At 25.8% G+C, this 16,955-nt stretch carries 15 protein-coding genes; 12 read left to right on the forward strand and 3 right to left on the reverse strand.

Features of this window, described 5'->3' with window-relative positions; all coding sequences use genetic code 11:
• The first annotated feature begins 388 nt into the window (after window positions 1–388).
• The 9 genes from mnmG to D9V66_RS00045 all read left to right on the forward strand — a co-directional run bounded on the left by mnmG (window position 389) and on the right by D9V66_RS00045 (window position 9,099).
• Entirely contained in the window at window positions 389–2,275 is a 1,887-nt protein-coding gene (gene mnmG / locus D9V66_RS00005) for a tRNA uridine-5-carboxymethylaminomethyl(34) synthesis enzyme MnmG (RefSeq protein ID WP_158365377.1), read from the forward strand.
• Window positions 2,276–2,534: 259 nt separating this feature from the next.
• Window positions 2,535–3,359 carry a F0F1 ATP synthase subunit A gene (gene atpB / locus D9V66_RS00010; protein ID WP_158365379.1) on the forward strand — a complete coding sequence of 275 codons (825 nt, stop codon included), beginning with the start codon at window positions 2,535–2,537 and terminating at the stop codon, window positions 3,357–3,359.
• Between the two features lie 45 nt (window positions 3,360–3,404).
• A complete protein-coding gene (gene atpE / locus D9V66_RS00015; RefSeq protein WP_158365381.1) occupies window positions 3,405–3,644 on the forward strand; it encodes a F0F1 ATP synthase subunit C in 240 nt (79 codons plus the stop codon).
• Window positions 3,645–3,767: 123 nt separating this feature from the next.
• A complete protein-coding gene (locus D9V66_RS00020; protein WP_158365383.1) occupies window positions 3,768–4,253 on the forward strand; it encodes a F0F1 ATP synthase subunit B in 486 nt (161 codons plus the stop codon).
• Window positions 4,253–4,786: a F0F1 ATP synthase subunit delta gene (locus D9V66_RS00025; RefSeq protein ID WP_158365385.1), complete on the forward strand. Its 534-nt coding sequence runs from the start codon at window positions 4,253–4,255 to the stop codon at window positions 4,784–4,786. The genes D9V66_RS00020 and D9V66_RS00025 overlap by 1 nt, the downstream gene beginning before the upstream one ends.
• Window positions 4,787–4,800: 14 nt before the next feature.
• Complete coding sequence (atpA, locus tag D9V66_RS00030; RefSeq protein WP_158365387.1) at window positions 4,801–6,339, forward strand: F0F1 ATP synthase subunit alpha; 1,539 nt, start codon at window positions 4,801–4,803, stop codon at window positions 6,337–6,339.
• Between the two features lie 34 nt (window positions 6,340–6,373).
• The gene (gene atpG, locus D9V66_RS00035) at window positions 6,374–7,246 is read left to right on the forward strand and encodes a F0F1 ATP synthase subunit gamma (RefSeq protein ID WP_158365389.1); all 873 of its coding nucleotides are present in this window, start codon (window positions 6,374–6,376) and stop codon (window positions 7,244–7,246) included.
• Between the two features lie 25 nt (window positions 7,247–7,271).
• Window positions 7,272–8,669 (forward strand): F0F1 ATP synthase subunit beta, encoded by a 1,398-nt coding sequence (atpD, locus tag D9V66_RS00040; RefSeq protein ID WP_158365391.1) that lies wholly within the window; start codon window positions 7,272–7,274, stop codon window positions 8,667–8,669.
• 16 nt (window positions 8,670–8,685) lie between these two features.
• Window positions 8,686–9,099, forward strand: coding sequence for a F0F1 ATP synthase subunit epsilon (locus D9V66_RS00045; protein WP_158365393.1), 414 nt, complete (start codon window positions 8,686–8,688; stop codon window positions 9,097–9,099).
• A 66-nt stretch (window positions 9,100–9,165) separates the two neighbouring features.
• Here D9V66_RS00045 and gyrB read toward each other — a convergent pair whose 3' ends face one another.
• From gyrB to dnaA, 3 genes are all read right to left on the reverse strand, one after another.
• Window positions 9,166–11,571 carry a DNA topoisomerase (ATP-hydrolyzing) subunit B gene (gyrB, locus tag D9V66_RS00050; RefSeq protein WP_158365395.1) on the reverse strand — a complete coding sequence of 802 codons (2,406 nt, stop codon included), beginning with the start codon at window positions 11,569–11,571 and terminating at the stop codon, window positions 9,166–9,168.
• 92 nt (window positions 11,572–11,663) lie between these two features.
• Window positions 11,664–12,764, reverse strand: coding sequence for a DNA polymerase III subunit beta (dnaN, locus tag D9V66_RS00055; protein ID WP_158365397.1), 1,101 nt, complete (start codon window positions 12,762–12,764; stop codon window positions 11,664–11,666).
• Window positions 12,765–12,768: 4 nt separating this feature from the next.
• Complete coding sequence (gene dnaA, locus D9V66_RS00060) at window positions 12,769–14,133, reverse strand: chromosomal replication initiator protein DnaA (protein WP_158365399.1); 1,365 nt, start codon at window positions 14,131–14,133, stop codon at window positions 12,769–12,771.
• A gap of 460 nt (window positions 14,134–14,593) precedes the next feature.
• Here dnaA and rpmH point away from each other — a divergent pair, with 460 nt between their 5' ends.
• From rpmH to yidC, 3 genes are all read left to right on the forward strand, one after another.
• Window positions 14,594–14,737 (forward strand): 50S ribosomal protein L34, encoded by a 144-nt coding sequence (gene rpmH, locus D9V66_RS00065; protein WP_158337881.1) that lies wholly within the window; start codon window positions 14,594–14,596, stop codon window positions 14,735–14,737.
• Between the two features lie 13 nt (window positions 14,738–14,750).
• Complete coding sequence (gene rnpA, locus D9V66_RS00070; protein ID WP_158365401.1) at window positions 14,751–15,095, forward strand: ribonuclease P protein component; 345 nt, start codon at window positions 14,751–14,753, stop codon at window positions 15,093–15,095.
• 213 nt (window positions 15,096–15,308) lie between these two features.
• A complete protein-coding gene (yidC, locus tag D9V66_RS00075) occupies window positions 15,309–16,907 on the forward strand; it encodes a membrane protein insertase YidC (RefSeq protein WP_158365403.1) in 1,599 nt (532 codons plus the stop codon).
• Window positions 16,908–16,955 lie beyond the last annotated feature (48 nt).

Here is a 16,955-nt window from a genome sequence, read left to right on the forward strand (position 1 = left end):
TTTTTTTTAAACTTTTTTTGATATTTTTCTCATGAATGCAATAAGAACTGTTGTAATTAAGAAAATTCTTTTAATTTAGCTTAAAATTATAACATATAAAAAAAGTTATTCGTATGAAAATCACTAATTGTACACAGTTAATTAATTTAATAACTTCTTGTATTATCAATACTACAGACTACTTATCCACAGATTTTCTCTTTACTAATAATAATAATAATAATTATCATTATTTCTTTATATTAAAATAAAATTCTAATTAAATTCTAAAAGAATATAAAAACATCTTTTATCTTTACTGTCTTATGTTTAATATTAAAATGTGTTATCTTAAACAACATATTAATACTGTATGAAATAATTTAATTGTTTTAAAAGGTTTTTTTGCATGTTGAATTTAAAAAATTTTGATGTAATTGTTATTGGTGCAGGACATGCTGGTACTGAAGCGGCTATGGCATCCTCAAGAATGGGTTGTAAAACATTATTATTAACTCAAAAAATTACAGATTTAGGTGTTTTATCATGTAATCCAGCAATAGGTGGAATAGGCAAAAGTCATTTAGTAAAAGAGATAGATGCATTAGGCGGTATAATGGCTGAAGCTATTGATCACTCAGGTATTCAATTTAGAATTTTAAATTCTACAAAAGGTCCTGCTGTAAGATCTACTAGGGCTCAAGCCGATAGATTGCTTTACCATAAAACTATAAAACAGATGTTAAAAAAACAATCTAATTTATTGATTTTAGAAGAGGAAGTAAAAGATTTAATTTTTAAAAATTATACTGTAGTGGGTGTGTTAACAAAAAATGAAAATAAATTTTTTTCACGATCGGTTGTATTAGCAACAGGAACTTTTTTAGGTGGTAGGATACATGTAGGTTTGACTAGTTATTCTGCTGGTAGAATAGGAGACAAATCATCTATAGATTTATCTACTCGTTTAAGAGAATTATCTTTACGTGTTAATAGATTAAAAACTGGAACCCCACCTCGTATTGATATTAAAACTGTTAATTTTAAAGATTTATTTGTGCAACACAGTGATGATCCTATTCCCGTTTTTTCATTTATAGGAGATGTTTCAAATCATCCTCGTCAAATACCTTGTTATCTTACACACACGAATGAAAAAACACATACAATTATACGTAATAACTTAGATAAGAGTCCGATATATAAGGGGATTATAAAAGGTTTAGGACCTCGATATTGTCCTTCTATTGAAGATAAAGTTGTTCGATTTCCTGATAAGAAATCGCATCAAATTTTTTTAGAACCAGAAGGATTATCTAGTCTTAAAATATATCCTAATGGACTTTCAATGAGTTTTCCATTAGACGTTCAAAAACAAATATTAACTTCTATAAAAGGTTTAGAAAAATCTAAAATTATTACTCCGGGGTATGCAATTGAATATGATTTTTTTGATCCAAAAGATTTAAATCTTACTTTAGAAAGTAAGTTGATTAAAGGACTTTTTTTTGCTGGTCAAATTAATGGGACGACAGGTTATGAAGAAGCTGCTTCACAAGGATTGTTAGCTGGTTTAAATGCTGGATTACATTCAATAGATGCTGAAAGTTGGTTTCCTAGACGTGATCAAGCTTATTTAGGTGTGCTGATAGATGATCTTACTACAAAAGGTACAGAAGAACCATATCGAATGTTTACTTCGCGAGCTGAATATAGACTGATTTTAAGAGAAGATAATGCTGATTTACGTTTGACTGAGATTGGTCGAAAATTTGGTTTAGTAAATGATTTAAGATGGAATCGTTATAATGAAAAATTATCGAATATAGAAATGGAAACTGATCGTTTGGAAAATATCAAAATAAATCTTAAATCATCTGATATTGATTTTTTAAAGAAATTTTACAATATTAATTTAAACCAAAAGATTAGTATAATTGAACTATTAAAACGACCAGAAATTAGATATAAAGATTTATATTTTTTAGAGGAATTTAAAGAAGGAATTTCTGATTTACAAGCTATTGAGCAAATAGAAAATACAGTCAAATATGAAGGTTATATTAAACGACAACTCGAAGAAATTAATCGACATATAAAAAATGAAAAAACTTTTTTATCACCTAATTGTGATTATAATAAAATCAAAGGATTATCTTCTGAAGTAGTAAAAAAATTGAATGATTATAAACCTGTTTCTATCGGTCAAGCTTCAAGAATTTCTGGTATTACACCAGCCGCTATATCAATATTATTAATTTATTTAAAAAAAGAATCCTATAAAAATTTTTTGTAGTATATGATTATTCACTTTATAATTTAATTAATTTTTTATAATTTATAAAAATTAAAGTTTGATTTTAGTCAATTTAAAATACATAATATTTTTTTATGAAGAGATTTTATTATTTTTTTGATTTTTAATTTAAATTAATTAAATTTTTATAAATTATATTTTAATTTTTTTATTACTAAACGATAATGTTTGATAAAAATTTTCTAAATGGTTTTTTTGTACAGTTTTTTTTAAAATTATAAAAAAATGAGAATACGCTATGGTTTTAGAAAAAATATCTAATCCTCAAAAATATATTAGTCATCATTTAAATCATTTACAGATAGATTTATCTAGTTTTAAAATTGTTGAACCAGGAGAAATTTCGCCTCATTATTGGATTTTAAATATTGATTCAATATTTTTTTCTCTTGTTTTAGGAAGTTTTTTTTTAGGTCTTTTTTATTTAATAGGGAAAAAAATTACTATAGGTGTTCCAGGTAAGTTACAAGCTTTTATTGAATTGATTTTTGATTTTATTAGTTCTAATGTAAAGAGTATGTTTCAGGGTAATAATTCTCTTATTGCACCTTTGTCATTAACAATTTTTATTTGGGTGTTTTTAATGAATCTTATGGATTTAGTTCCAATTGATTTTTTGCCTTTTATTTCAAAAAAAGTATTTGATTTACCAGCCATGCGAATTGTACCCTCTGCTGATATAAATATTACATTATCAATGTCATTAGGTGTTTTTGTTTTAATTTTATTTTATTCTATAAAAATAAAAGGGTTTAGCGGTTTTTTGAAGGAACTAACTTTACAACCTTTTAATCATCCTGTATTTTTTATTTTTAATTTTATATTAGAATTTGTTTCTTTATTATCTAAACCGATTTCTTTGGGATTGCGGCTTTTTGGGAATATGTATGCAGGAGAAATGATTTTTATTTTGATTGCAGGTTTACTTCCATGGTGGTCACAATGTTTTTTAAACGTACCATGGGCTATTTTTCATATTTTAATAATTACATTACAGGCTTTTATTTTTATGGTATTGACTATTGTTTATTTGTCAATGGCCTCTCAATCTCATGAAAATTAAAATCTATATATTGTTTTGTTACTTTATTAAAAATTGGAGTTTATAATGGGACATGTAAATATTGAGATGCTTTATATTGCAGTAGCTATAATGGTTGGATTAGCTTCAATTGGAGCAGCCATTGGTATTGGAATTTTAGGTAGTAAATTTTTAGAAGGAGCAGCTAGACAACCTGATTTAGTACCTTTGCTAAGAACACAGTTTTTTGTTGTTATGGGTTTAGTTGATGCTATTCCAATGATTGCTGTAGGTTTGGGTCTTTATATGCTTTTTGCTATTTCATAATTTTTTTTCATTATTTAAAGAATAAACGTATTTTTGAATTATAAAATAAAATTATAAAAAATCTTTACGTTTTTTTGTTAACGTAAAGATTAATTTTGATTTTAATATATAAGGTGTATTATTGTGAATCTTAATGCGACAATTTTAGGACAGGCAATTTCATTTGTTTTTTTTGTTTGGTTTTGTATGAAATATATCTGGCCTCCTATTATTTTAGCTATTGAAACTAGACAAAAGCAAATAAAAGAATCATTAGCTCTTTCTAAAAAAGCTCAAGAAAAATTATTAATTATTGAAAATGAAATACAAAAAAAGATTGAAGATGCAAAAAATAAAGCATCGCTTATTGTAAATGACGCTAATAAACAAAAATTATTGATTTTAGAACAGGCTAGAAATGAAGCTTTAGTAGAAAGTAAAAAAGTTCTTTTAAATACTGAATCAGAAATCGAAGTTAAGATTACAAATGCACGTAAAAATTTACATAAAGAAATTGTAAATTTATCTATTTCTATGGCGGAAAAAATTATCAAAAAGAACATTCGAAAAGACAATAAAAAAAATTTATTAGATGAATTAATTATATCTTTATCAAAGGTAAAAAATTAATGTCAGTAGTAGATACTATTTCTAGACCGTATGCTAAAGCGATTTTTGAAATTGCAGTTTCCAGTAATTCAATTCAAAAATGGAAAGAAATGTTAATTTTAATTGATGGAATTGCTTCTTATCCAAAAATTAAAAAATTATTGTCTGGATCACTTTCTCCTAAATATTTATCATTAGTATTTATTGAAATTAGTGGTAATTTAATTGATGATGAGGCAAAGAATTTAATAAGATTATTATCTGAAAATCAACGCTTTAATATACTAAATAATATATTAGAACAATTTTTAGAATTAGAAGCTAATTACAAAAATATTTTAATTGTTGAATTAAAAAGTGCATATTCTTTAGAACAAAAACAAATTATTAAAATACAAAAAGCATTAGAAAATGTATGTTTGAAAAAAATTAAATTTATATATAAAGTCGATCATTTTCTATTAGATGGTATTGTTATTAAGATAAATGACACAATTTTTGATTTATCTGTTCAAAATCATCTTAAACAATTATTTAATGCTTTAAATTTTTAAGAGAACAATAATAAATGCAATTAAATTCTACAGAAATTAGTAAATTAATTAAAGAAAGAATAGCTCAATTTGAAATATTTAATCAATCATATAATGAAGGTACTATTATTTCTGTTAGTGATGGTATTATTAAGATTAATGGTCTTTCTAATATTATGTTAGGTGAAATGATTTTATTGCCGGATAATGAATATGCTATTGCATTAAATATAGAAAGAGATACGGTAGGTGCAGTAGTAATGGGACCCTATATTCATATTACTGAAGGTACTAAAGTTCGATGTACAGGAAAAATTCTAGAAGTACCAGTTGGTTTTAATTTATTAGGTCGAGTAGTTGATGCATTAGGATCTCCCATCGATGGTAAAAAATTTATAAAAAATGATGGTTTTTTACCAGTTGAAACAGATGCACCTGGAGTAATTGAACGTCAATCAATTGATCAACCTATACAAACAGGTTATAAAGTTATTGATTCAATAGTTCCTATAGGAAAAGGACAGCGTGAGTTAATTATTGGTGATAGACAAACAGGTAAAACTGCACTTGCAGTAGATACTATTATTAATCAAAAAAAATTAGGTGTAAAATGTATCTATGTTGCTATTGGTCAAAAACTTTCTACTATTATTAACGTAGTGAAAAAATTAGAAGAAAATAATGCCTTATTTAATACAATTATTGTAGTAGCATCAGCTTCAGAAGCACCTTCTTTACAATATTTAGCGCCTTATTCTGGTTGTGCAATGGCAGAATATTTTCGTAACAAAGGTAATGATGCACTAATTGTTTATGATGATCTTTCAAAACATGCAGTAGCTTATCGTCAAATCTCTCTATTATTACGTAGACCACCAGGTAGAGAAGCTTTTCCAGGAGATATATTTTATCTTCATTCTCGTCTCTTAGAAAGAGCGGCTCGTGTTTCTGTCGAATATATACAAAGAATCACGAATAATAAAATGATTGAAAAAACTGGTTCAATTACCGCTTTACCTATTATTGAAACACAATCTGGAGATGTTTCTGCGTTTGTTCCTACTAATGTTATTTCTATAACAGATGGTCAAATATTTTTAGAATCAAATTTATTTAATTCAGGGATTCGTCCTGCTGTAAATCCTGGTATATCTGTTTCTCGTGTAGGTAGTGCAGCACAAAGTAAAATTATTAAAAAATTATCTGCTGGTATTCGTACGGCATTAGCTCAATATCAAGAACTTGCAGCATTTGCACAATTCGCATCTGATTTAGACGATGTAACTCGAAAACAATTAAATTATGGTCAAAAAATTACAGAACTATTAAAACAAAAACAATATTCACCGATGTCTGTAGCTGAACAAAGTCTTATACTTTTTGTTGCAGAAAATAATTTTCTTGATGATGTTTCCGTAAATGACATTTCAAAGTTTGAAAAAGAAATATTACTTTATGCTAATAATTATTATTCTGATTTAATGGACATAATCAACAAAGAAAGTGATTTTAATTCTATTATTGAAAAAAAATTAATAAAATTAATTAGTAATTTTAAAAAAACTCGGTTTTAAATTAAAATCTTTAATGAGTTAAAAAGAGAAAATAGTGACAAGTATAAAAGAAATAAAAAATAAAATAATCAGTGTAGTTAATACAAAAAAAATAACCAAAGCTATGGAAATGGTAGCTGTATCAAAAATGAGAAAAACTGAAGAAAGAATGCATTTTGGTCGACCATATTCTGAGATTATCAGAAAAGTTATTGAACATGTAGTACAAGGAAATTTAGAGTATAAACATAGTTATTTAGAGAACAGAGAAACTAAACGTATTGGAATAATTATAGTATCTACTGATAGAGGATTATGTGGAAGTTTGAATAGTAATTTATTTAAACAAGTATTATTTAAAATTCAAAAATTTACTGAAATGAATATTCCATGTGATTTGATTTTATTCGGTTTAAAAAGTTTTTCTGTTTTTAAATTATGTGGAAGTAACATTTTATCAAAAATAGCTAATTTAGGAGAAAAACCTAATTTACTAACGTTAATTAATTCTGTAAATATTATTGTAGAAGAATATCAATTTAGACGAATTGACAAAATTTTTATTGCTTATAATGAATTTCGTAATAAAATGTCGCAATGTCCTAAATTTAACCAATTACTTCCACTTCCTAAAAAAACAGTTCAAATTATTAACACTAAAAAATGGGATTATTTATATGAACCAGAATCTAAGTTAATTTTAGACGTATTATTTAAAAGATATGTTGAATCTGAAGTGTATCAAAGTATATTAGAAAATATAGCAAGTGAACAAGCTGCTCGTATGATGGCCATGAAAACAGCAACTGATAATAGCAGTAATCGTATTAAAGAATTACAGTTATTGTATAATAAAGTCCGTCAAGCCAACATTACTCAAGAATTAAATGAAATTGTTGCAGGTGCATCAGCAGTTTCAACTAATTAAAATTAGTTAGAGGTCTAAATATATAATGGCTATAGGAAAAATTATCCAAATTATTGGTGCTGTAGTTGACGTAGAATTTAATCAAGATTCAGTACCTAAAATATATAATGCCTTAGAAGTAAAAAATAAACAGTCTAGATTGATTTTAGAAGTACAACAGCAATTAGGCTCAGGTGTTGTTAGAACTATTGCTATGGGTTCTTCTGATGGTTTAAAAAGAGGTTTAATTGTTAATGATTTGGGTCATTATATAAAAGTACCAGTAGGAGAAGTTACATTAGGTCGTATACTAAATGTATTAGGTGAAACAATAGATAATAAAGGTATATTGAAAAGTAAAGATAATAGTAATATTGAATATTGGGAAATTCATCGTTCTCCTCCAAATTATATAGACCAATCTAGTTCTCAAGAGATATTAGAAACTGGCATAAAAGTTATTGATTTGATTTGTCCTTTTTCTAAAGGCGGCAAAGTTGGTTTATTCGGAGGTGCAGGTGTAGGTAAAACTGTAAATATGATGGAACTAATTCGTAATATTGCAACAGAACATTCTGGATATTCAGTTTTTACTGGAGTAGGAGAACGAACTCGTGAAGGAAATGACTTTTATCATGAAATGAATGATTCTAAAGTTTTAGATAAAGTTTCTCTTGTTTATGGACAAATGAATGAACCACCAGGAAATAGATTACGAGTTGCATTTACAGGTCTTACTATTGCAGAAAAATTTCGTGATGAAGGGAAAGATGTTTTACTTTTCATTGATAATATATATCGTTATACATTAGCAGGTACTGAGGTTTCTGCGTTATTAGGACGTATGCCTTCTGCAGTGGGTTATCAACCAACTTTAGCTGAAGAAATGGGTTTATTGCAAGAAAGGATTACCTCAACAAAAAAAGGTTCAATTACTTCAGTTCAAGCTGTATATGTTCCTGCTGATGATTTAACAGACCCTTCACCTGCAACAACATTTGCTCATTTAGATTCTACAGTCACATTAAGTCGTCAAATAGCATCATTAGGAATTTATCCTGCAGTTGATCCTTTGAATTCAACTAGTCGTCAACTAGATCCTTATATAGTAGGTGAAGAACATTATCAAACTGCATTAGGTGTTCAATCAATATTACAAAGATATCAGGAATTAAAAGATATTATTGCCATTTTAGGTATGGATGAACTTTCAGAAAAAGATAAATTGTTAGTTTCAAGAGCTCGTAAAATTCAAAGATTTTTATCTCAACCTTTTTTTGTAGCTGAGGTTTTTACTGGAGTTCCTGGCAAATATGTTTCATTAAAAGACAATATTCGAGCTTTTAAAGGTATCATAGAAGGTGAATTTGATTCTTTTCCAGAGCAAGCATTTTATATGGTAGGTTCTATTGAAGAAGTCATAGAAAAAACGAAAATGTTATAATATTTAGGATGTATTTATGAGTTTTTATTTGGATGTAGTAAGTGTTAAAAAACGTATATTTTCTGGAGAAGTAAAAAAAATACGAGTATCCGGAAGTGAAGGAGAACTAGGTATTTATCCAGGACACGTTCAATTATTAAGTATTATTAAACCTGGTATGATATATATTTTTCATAAAGATAAACAAGAAGAATGTATTTATATATCTGGGGGCATATTAGAAGTTCAACCTCACACTGTATCTGTTTTAGCAGATATTGCAATTCGTGCTATTGATTTAAATCGAAAAAATATTTTAAAAGCAAAAAGAAAAGCTCAAGAAGATATTAAAAACGAAAATATAAAAACAAAAAAAAATGATATTTTATTAGAAATTTCTAAAGAAATTGCAAAATTACGTGTTCTTGAAATGATGGATAAATTTAAATGAAAAATAATTTAAGCGGCTGGTTTTTCCCCTGCCGCAAATATTGTTAAAGGTTTTTATTTATTTTTTTTAAACATCAATGTTTTCGGCTTTTAAAGCATTTTTTTGTATAAATTGTCTTCTAGGTTCTACTGCATCTCCCATAAGGGTATTAAATAAATTATTTGCAGAAATAGCATCTTTAATCGTTACTTGTAACATATTTCTAGTTTCAGGGTTCATTGTTGTATTCCATAATTGTTCTGGATTCATTTCTCCTAATCCTTTATATCTTTGTATAAATAAACCACGTTTAGATTGTTTAATTAGCCATTCTAGTGTGTTTTTAATATTATCTATTTCGTAAATACAACCTGATTTTTCTATAAATACTTTATTTGAAAAAAGTTTTTTAAATTGTTCACCTAAATCAGTAATTAAAAAATACTCTTTGCTTTTTAGGAATTCTTCTGTCAAGTCATATTTTATATGGTATGAATATTTAGATATTTTTATACTTGGTTCAAAAATGTTTTTTTTTGTGTTTTCTCTAATTTCTTTTGAATAATAATTATTATTATTTTTTTTATTTAGTTTTTCGACTAATGTTTTTGCCCATATTTCGACTGTTTTTATATTCTTTAAATCGTATAGACGTGGATGATAAATCAATTCATTAAATATTTTTTTAGGAAAATAATGTTTATTGTTTTTTATTTTTTTTTGAAGAAAATTATATTGAGAGATAATTTTTTTAAATTTTGTAATATTTTCATCTATATTGATATTATTTTTTTTTAAAATAATATCTTTTAGAGCAATTTTAATTTGATATTGATTCATTTCATCATCGTTTTTAATATATTTTTCTTTTTTTCCTTTTTTGACTTTATATAAAGGAGGTTGTGCAATGTAAACGTATCCTTTTTCAATTAATTCAGGTAGTTGACGATAAAAAAAAGTCAAAAGAAGTGTGCGAATATGTGCACCGTCTACGTCTGCATCAGTCATTATTATAATATAATTATATCTTAGTTTCTCTAAATTATATTCATTTATACCAATACCGCATCCTAATGCTGTAATAAGAGAAGAAATTTCTTGTGATAAAATCATTTTATCAAATTTTGATTTTTCTACATTTAATATTTTCCCCTTTAATGGAAGAATAGCTTGATATTTTCGATTTCTTCCTTGTTTAGCTGATCCTCCTGCTGAATCACCTTCTACTAGATAAATTTCTGAAAGTTTAGGATCATTTTCTTGGCAATCAGATAATTTTCCTGGTAAAGCTCCTAAATCTAACATTCCCTTTTTTTTATTTATTTCTCTAGCTCGTCTAGCAGCCTCTCTTATTTTTGTAGCATTAATTATTTTTTGAATGATAGATTTTGCGTCGTTAGGGTTTTCTAAAAGAAATTCAATAAGATTTTCATTAATTAAAGACTCTATCGTTGATCTGACCTCAGAAGATACTAATTTATCTTTTGTTTGAGATGAAAACTTTGGATCAGCTATTTTTACTGATATTATAGCTGTTAATCCTTCTCTTACGTCTTCTCCTGTAATAGAAATTTTATTTTTTTTATTGTATCCTTCTCTTTCTATATGTAAATTTAATGTTCGTGTCATACCAGAACGAAAACCAGATAAATGTGTTCCTCCATCTTTTTGTGGTATATTATTAGTAAAACATAATATATTTTCTTGATGTGAATCACTCCATTGCATAGCAATTTCTAATTCTATTTCCTCTTTTATAGACTGAAAATAAAATATATGTGAATGAATTGGTGTTTTTTTTGTGTTTAAAAATTTAATAAATGCTTTTATACCACCTTTATAATGATAGTGATTTTTTATATTAGTTCTATTATCATATAAATAAATTGCGATATTAGAATTTAGAAAAGATAGTTCACGTAACCGTTTAGATAGTATTTCGTATTGGAATGTTGTATTGTTTTTAAACGTTTTATAACTGGGCCAGAATCTTATATAAGTACCTGTCATATTACTCTTTCCAATAATAGAAAGAGGGTTTTGTGGTTTTCCATTTTTATATATTTGTTGATATTTTTTTTTATCTTTGTAAATTTTTAGTTCTAATTTTTCTGATAACGCATTAACAACAGAAATTCCTACTCCATGCAATCCTCCTGATATTTTATAAGAAGAATTATCAAATTTACCTCCTGCATGTAATACGGTCATAATCACTTCTGCGGCTGAGATATTTTCTTCTGGATGAATATCAGTAGGAATACCTCTTCCATTATCTTTTACAGAAACTGAATTATCTGAATGTATTGTTACTATGATTTCCTTACAATATCCTGATAGTGCTTCGTCAATAGAATTATCTACAATTTCAAAAACCATATGATGTAATCCACTGCCATCATCTGTGTCTCCAATATACATACCTGGTCTCTTGCGAACAGCATCTAATCCTCTTAAAATTTTAATATTAGAAGAATTGTATATATTTTTCATATTTTCCCTTTTTAATTTTATAATATTAAAAAAATAATTATTAATTTCAAGTGTCTATTTTTTAGTTAAAAAGAGATAATATTTTTCAAATTTTAACGTCGTAAAAGCATGATTACATATAAAGATGTATTTTCGTTTTCTGCTTCAATTTGTATGGCATTGTTAGATTCATTTAAAAACAAAAAAATATTTTCACTATTGATAGTATTTAGTACATCTAATATATAATATACATTAATTGAAATTTCTATTTCGTCACCACAATAATTAATTTTAAATGAATCTTCTGCTTTTTCTTCTTCTTGATTATCTGATAATACTTTAAATTCATTTTTCTTGATATGCATTTCTATTCCACAAAAATTTTTATCTGCTAAAATAGAAACACGTAATAGTGACTGTTTTAATAATTTGTGATTTAAAATAATAGGATAATTTTTCTTTTTTAATAAAATACTTTTATAATCAGGATATTGACCTTCAATTAATTGAGCAGTAAAAATTAACTCTTCTATATGTATTCTAATATTATTTTTTCCGATTAAAACATGTATTAATTGGGGTTTAATATTCAACAATTTGTATAATTCAATAATTCCCTTTCTTGGAATAATTACTGAAAATGGAATAATATTTCCTCGTAGAAAATCTTTTGCAATTCCTAAACGATAGCCATCTGTTGCAACAGTATAAAGCGATGTACTATTTTTTTCTAATAACATTCCATTAAGATAATATCGTACGTCTTGTTTTCCCATAGCAAATTGAGTTTTTTCTATCATTTTTTTAAGAATATTTGAAGATATAAAAAATTCTGACACATGTTGAAAATTATTATGATTTGGAAAATCATCAGAAGGTAAAATAGTTAATACATAATTGCTATTATTAGAAATAATATGCATCTTATTTGCATCTATTTTTATTTTAATTTCTGATGATTCTGATGTATTACGGCAAATATCTAATAGCTTTCGACCTGAAACTGTAACAGAACCCGGTTTATGTTCTGTTAATATTTTTATATTACAAATTAATTCTATTTCTATGTTAGTTGCTGTTAAAGATAATATTCCTTCTTTAATTACAATTAAAATATTTTCTAAGATAGGAAGAGAAGTATTTTTAACAATTAAGCGATTTATTTTTTGTAAATGTTTAGTTAAAATGTTATTTTTAATATTAAATTTCATATAGTCACACTGATAGAGTTCTGATTAAATTTAAAAAATCTTCTTTAATATCCCGACTTTCTTCTCGTAATTGTTTAATTTTACGACATGCATGTAATACTGTTGTATGATCTCTTCCACTAAAAGCATCTCCAATTTCAGGAAGACTATGATTAGTAAGTTTTTTAGCCATCGCCATCGCCATTTGTCTTGGACGAGCTACTGATCGTGAACGTCTTTTAGATAATAAGTCAGAAACTTTAATTTTATAATATTCTGCTACTGTTTTTTGAATATTATCAATCGTAATAATTTTTTCTTGTAAAGCAAGTACATCTCTAAGAGCCTCTCTAACAAAGTCTACTGTAATAGTACGATGAGTGAAATGAGCATTAACAATAACTCTATTAAGCGCACCTTCTAGTTCACGAACATTAGAACGTAAACGTTTAGCGATAAAAAAAGCCACTTCATCAGATAATATAATATTACTTTCATCAGCTTTTTTTATAAGAATAGCAACTCTAGTTTCTAATTCTGGTGGATCTATCGCAACAGTAAGACCCCAACCAAATCTTGATTTAAGACGATCTTCTACTCCATTTATTTCTTTAGGATATCGATCAGAAGTCAAAATAATTTGTTGATTTCCTTCTATTAAAGCATTAAATGTATGAAAAAATTCCTCTTGCGAACGTTCTTTATGTGCAAAAAATTGAATATCATCTATTAATAATGCATCGACGGAACGATAATATAGTTTGAATTTTTCAATAGCATTATTTTGTAAAGCTTTAACCATATCTTGAACAAAACGTTCAGAGTGCATATAAATTATTTTAATATCATATTTATATGCTAAAATTCCATTTCCTATAGCATGAAGTAAATGAGTTTTACCTAATCCTGTAGCTCCATATAAAAACAATGGATTATAAGAATTTCCAGGATTTTTTGCTGCCTGAGATGCTGCAGATCGAGCGAGTTGATTAGATTTTCCTTCTATAAAATTTTCAAAATTATATTTTTTGTTAATATTAGAACGATAAGATGTTTTTTTAAGTACCGGAATTTGATTCCAGATTTGTTTTTTATTTATATTATAATTATTATTTAAAATATTTTTTTTTGTATTTTTTTCTTTAGGTTTTTTATATATTTCAAATTTTATTAATGGAGAATCAGAACCGCAAAAATCTTGCAGTATTATTTTAAAATGAATTAAGTATTTATCTTTAACCCAATCCAAAACAAATTTATTTGGAGCATATATTTTTAAGATATTATTTTTTAGTTTCGCCTTCAGAGAGCGTATCCACATACTAAATTCTGTACTTGGTAGCTCATTCTGTAACCGGTCGAGGCACTGTTTCCAAAGACAAAGTGACACGGTAGACTCCAATCGAACAAAATTAATAAAAAATAAAATTTGAAAATTGTTGTTTTTTTATTACATTTATTTTGATATATATAATTTTATGTGAAAAATTTATATAAAATTATATTTTTTTATATTAAAAGTTATACAATCTAAGATTGGTGAGTATAACGAAAAGGATGTAATATATTGTTGAGATATTTTATTTATCTAAAGAAGTGATTTTTAGATGTACTATTATTTTCAACTTATAAATGAAAACATAGTTATCATACCAGAATAAAACATTAAAAATATTTTTTTTAGATAAGTTAATTTAGAAAGTTTTTTCGTTTGTAATTTTTTACAAATCACTTCTATAATTAACAATGTAAATAAAGTTAATTGACTATATTATTTAGAATAATTATTTTTAATCAAAAATAAATTTTATAAATTATATTTAATAATAAATTCTCAGGTAAATATTAAAATGAAACGAACTTTCCAACCGTCAATATTAAAACGTAATCGTTCACATGGATTTAGAATTCGTATGTCAACAAAAAATGGTCGTTATATTTTATCACGCAGACGTGCTAAATTAAGAACACGTTTAACTGTTTCTAGCAAATAGCAGGTTATATACTGTGCTTAATTATTTTTTTGAAAAACAATTACGATTGTCAAATTCTATAAGTTTTCAAAATGTTTTTAAAAAATCTTATAAAAAAACTACTGGAGAAATCATCATTTTAGGACGTTTTAATTTATTAGAATATCCTAGATTAGGTTTGAGTATCTCCCGTAAAAACATTAAATATTCTCATGATAGAAATTTAATTAAGCGACTAATTAGAGAAACTTTTCGTTTATTACAACATCAGTTAGTTTTAATGGATTACATAGTTATAACAAAAAAAAATGTTCTTTATTTAACTAACAAAAAAATAATAGATATGTTAAAGATTTTATGGTTGAGTTATCGTCGATAATTTTTCAAAATTGATTAAACTTATTTTAAAATAAGTAAAGTTAAAGTGTTTTTAAATTAGTCTAATTTACATATATCATTTTAATATTGTGTTATTTTAGCGTAATTAAAAATATTATTTTAACAACTGTATTTTAATTGCGGTAATATTCTTTAAAAAAATAGATATAATTATTTACCTTTAAATATTAAATATAAAAGTGAATACTATATTATGGAAGTACAACGTAATTTTTTTATTTTTGCTTTTTTATTTGTTTCTTTTTTACTTTGGCAGGCGTGGCAAAATCAATCATTTTTAAGTAATAAGACAAATGAAAAAACAGATTCACTATTGAATTTTATTAGACCACAGAAACATAAAAACCAAATTTTTATAAAAAATGACGTAATTAGTTTAGTGGTAAATATGTATGGAGGAGATATAGAAGAAGCTAATTTACTTGTATATAAAGATCGACTAAATTCATCTAAACCTTTAAAATTACTTGAAACTACATCTGATTTTATTTATCAAGCTCAAAGTGGATTAATCGGAAAAGATGGACCAGATAGTTCAAATAATATTAGGCCACTATATACTTCAAAAAAAAATTTTTTTGAATTAGAAGATAACAAAAAGGAATTACGTGTACCAATAAAATGGATTGATAAAAATGGCGTAATTTATACAAAAATTTTCATTCTTAAACCTAAAAGATATGATATTGAAATAGAATATGATATTTATAATACCACTAAAAACGCATTAGAAATGAATATGTTTGGACAGATAAAACAAACAATAAATTTACCTGAAAAACGTAATCTTTATAGTAAAAATTTTGCTCTTCAAACTTTTCGTGGTGCTGCTTATTCAAGTGTTGATAATAAATATGAAAAATATGAATTTAATTCTATTTCTCATAATAAAAATTTACATATTCTTACTAAGAATGGATGGATTGCAATGTTACAACAGTACTTTGCTGTTGCATGGATTCCTAGTGATACTACTATAGGCGATAATACAATATATACATCTAATTTAGATAATAACATTGCTGCAATTGGTTATAAATCTCCTCCAATTAATGTTTTACCTCATTCAAGATATGTCTTGAAATCAAAATTATGGATTGGTCCTGAAATACAAAAAGAAATGAAATTGGTAGCACCAAATTTAGATTTAACAGTAGATTACGGTTGGCTTTGGTTTTTATCACAACCATTGTTTCAATTGTTAACTATCTTGCATAAAATTATAGGAAATTGGGGATTTTCTGTTGTTGTAATTACTTTCATCATGAAAGCGATAACTTATCCTTTAACAAAAGCACAATATGTATCTATGATAAAAATGCGTGCTTTACAACCTAGAATTAAAGAAATAAAAGAAAAATTTAAAAATGATAAAAAACGTATTAGTCAAGAAATAATATTTTTATATAAAAAAGAAAAAATAAATCCATTAAGTGGTTTTTTACCTATTTTTATTCAGATGCCAATTTTTTTATCTCTTTATTATATGCTTATTAGTTCAGTAGAATTACGTCATGCTCCGTTTTTTTTATGGATTAATGATTTGTCTAGTCAAGATCCATATTATATATTGCCTATAATAATGGGTTTGACAATGTTTATTATGCAACAGATATCATCTAATAATAATATTACCGATCCTATTCAAAAGAAGATTATGAATTTTATGCCTGTTATTTTTACAGTCTTTTTTTTATGGTTTCCTGCAGGATTAGTTTTATATTACATTGTTAGTAATACAGTTACAATTATACAACAAAAATTTATTTTTTCTAAGTTAAATCAAATATGAAATGGTATGTGAAGACATTTTTAAACGTTATAAAAGATGTGAGTTTTT

The organism is Buchnera aphidicola (Brevicoryne brassicae), assembly GCF_005082825.1.
GTDB lineage: Bacteria > Pseudomonadota > Gammaproteobacteria > Enterobacterales > Enterobacteriaceae > Buchnera > Buchnera aphidicola_AK.

Excerpts from the sequence above, each read along its gene's own strand:
- mnmG (WP_158365377.1), top strand. The coding sequence starts at position 389 with ATGTTGAATTTAAAAAATTTTGATGTAATTGTTATTGGTGCAGGACAT.
- atpB (WP_158365379.1), top strand. The coding sequence starts at position 2,535 with ATGGTTTTAGAAAAAATATCTAATCCTCAAAAATATATTAGTCATCAT.
- atpE (WP_158365381.1), top strand. The coding sequence starts at position 3,405 with ATGGGACATGTAAATATTGAGATGCTTTATATTGCAGTAGCTATAATG.
- D9V66_RS00025 (WP_158365385.1), top strand. The coding sequence starts at position 4,253 with ATGTCAGTAGTAGATACTATTTCTAGACCGTATGCTAAAGCGATTTTT.
- atpA (WP_158365387.1), top strand. The coding sequence starts at position 4,801 with ATGCAATTAAATTCTACAGAAATTAGTAAATTAATTAAAGAAAGAATA.
- atpD (WP_158365391.1), top strand. The coding sequence starts at position 7,272 with ATGGCTATAGGAAAAATTATCCAAATTATTGGTGCTGTAGTTGACGTA.
- D9V66_RS00045 (WP_158365393.1), top strand. The coding sequence starts at position 8,686 with ATGAGTTTTTATTTGGATGTAGTAAGTGTTAAAAAACGTATATTTTCT.
- gyrB (WP_158365395.1), bottom strand. The coding sequence starts at position 11,571 with ATGAAAAATATATACAATTCTTCTAATATTAAAATTTTAAGAGGATTA.
- dnaN (WP_158365397.1), bottom strand. The coding sequence starts at position 12,764 with ATGAAATTTAATATTAAAAATAACATTTTAACTAAACATTTACAAAAA.
- rpmH (WP_158337881.1), top strand. The coding sequence starts at position 14,594 with ATGAAACGAACTTTCCAACCGTCAATATTAAAACGTAATCGTTCACAT.
- yidC (WP_158365403.1), top strand. The coding sequence starts at position 15,309 with ATGGAAGTACAACGTAATTTTTTTATTTTTGCTTTTTTATTTGTTTCT.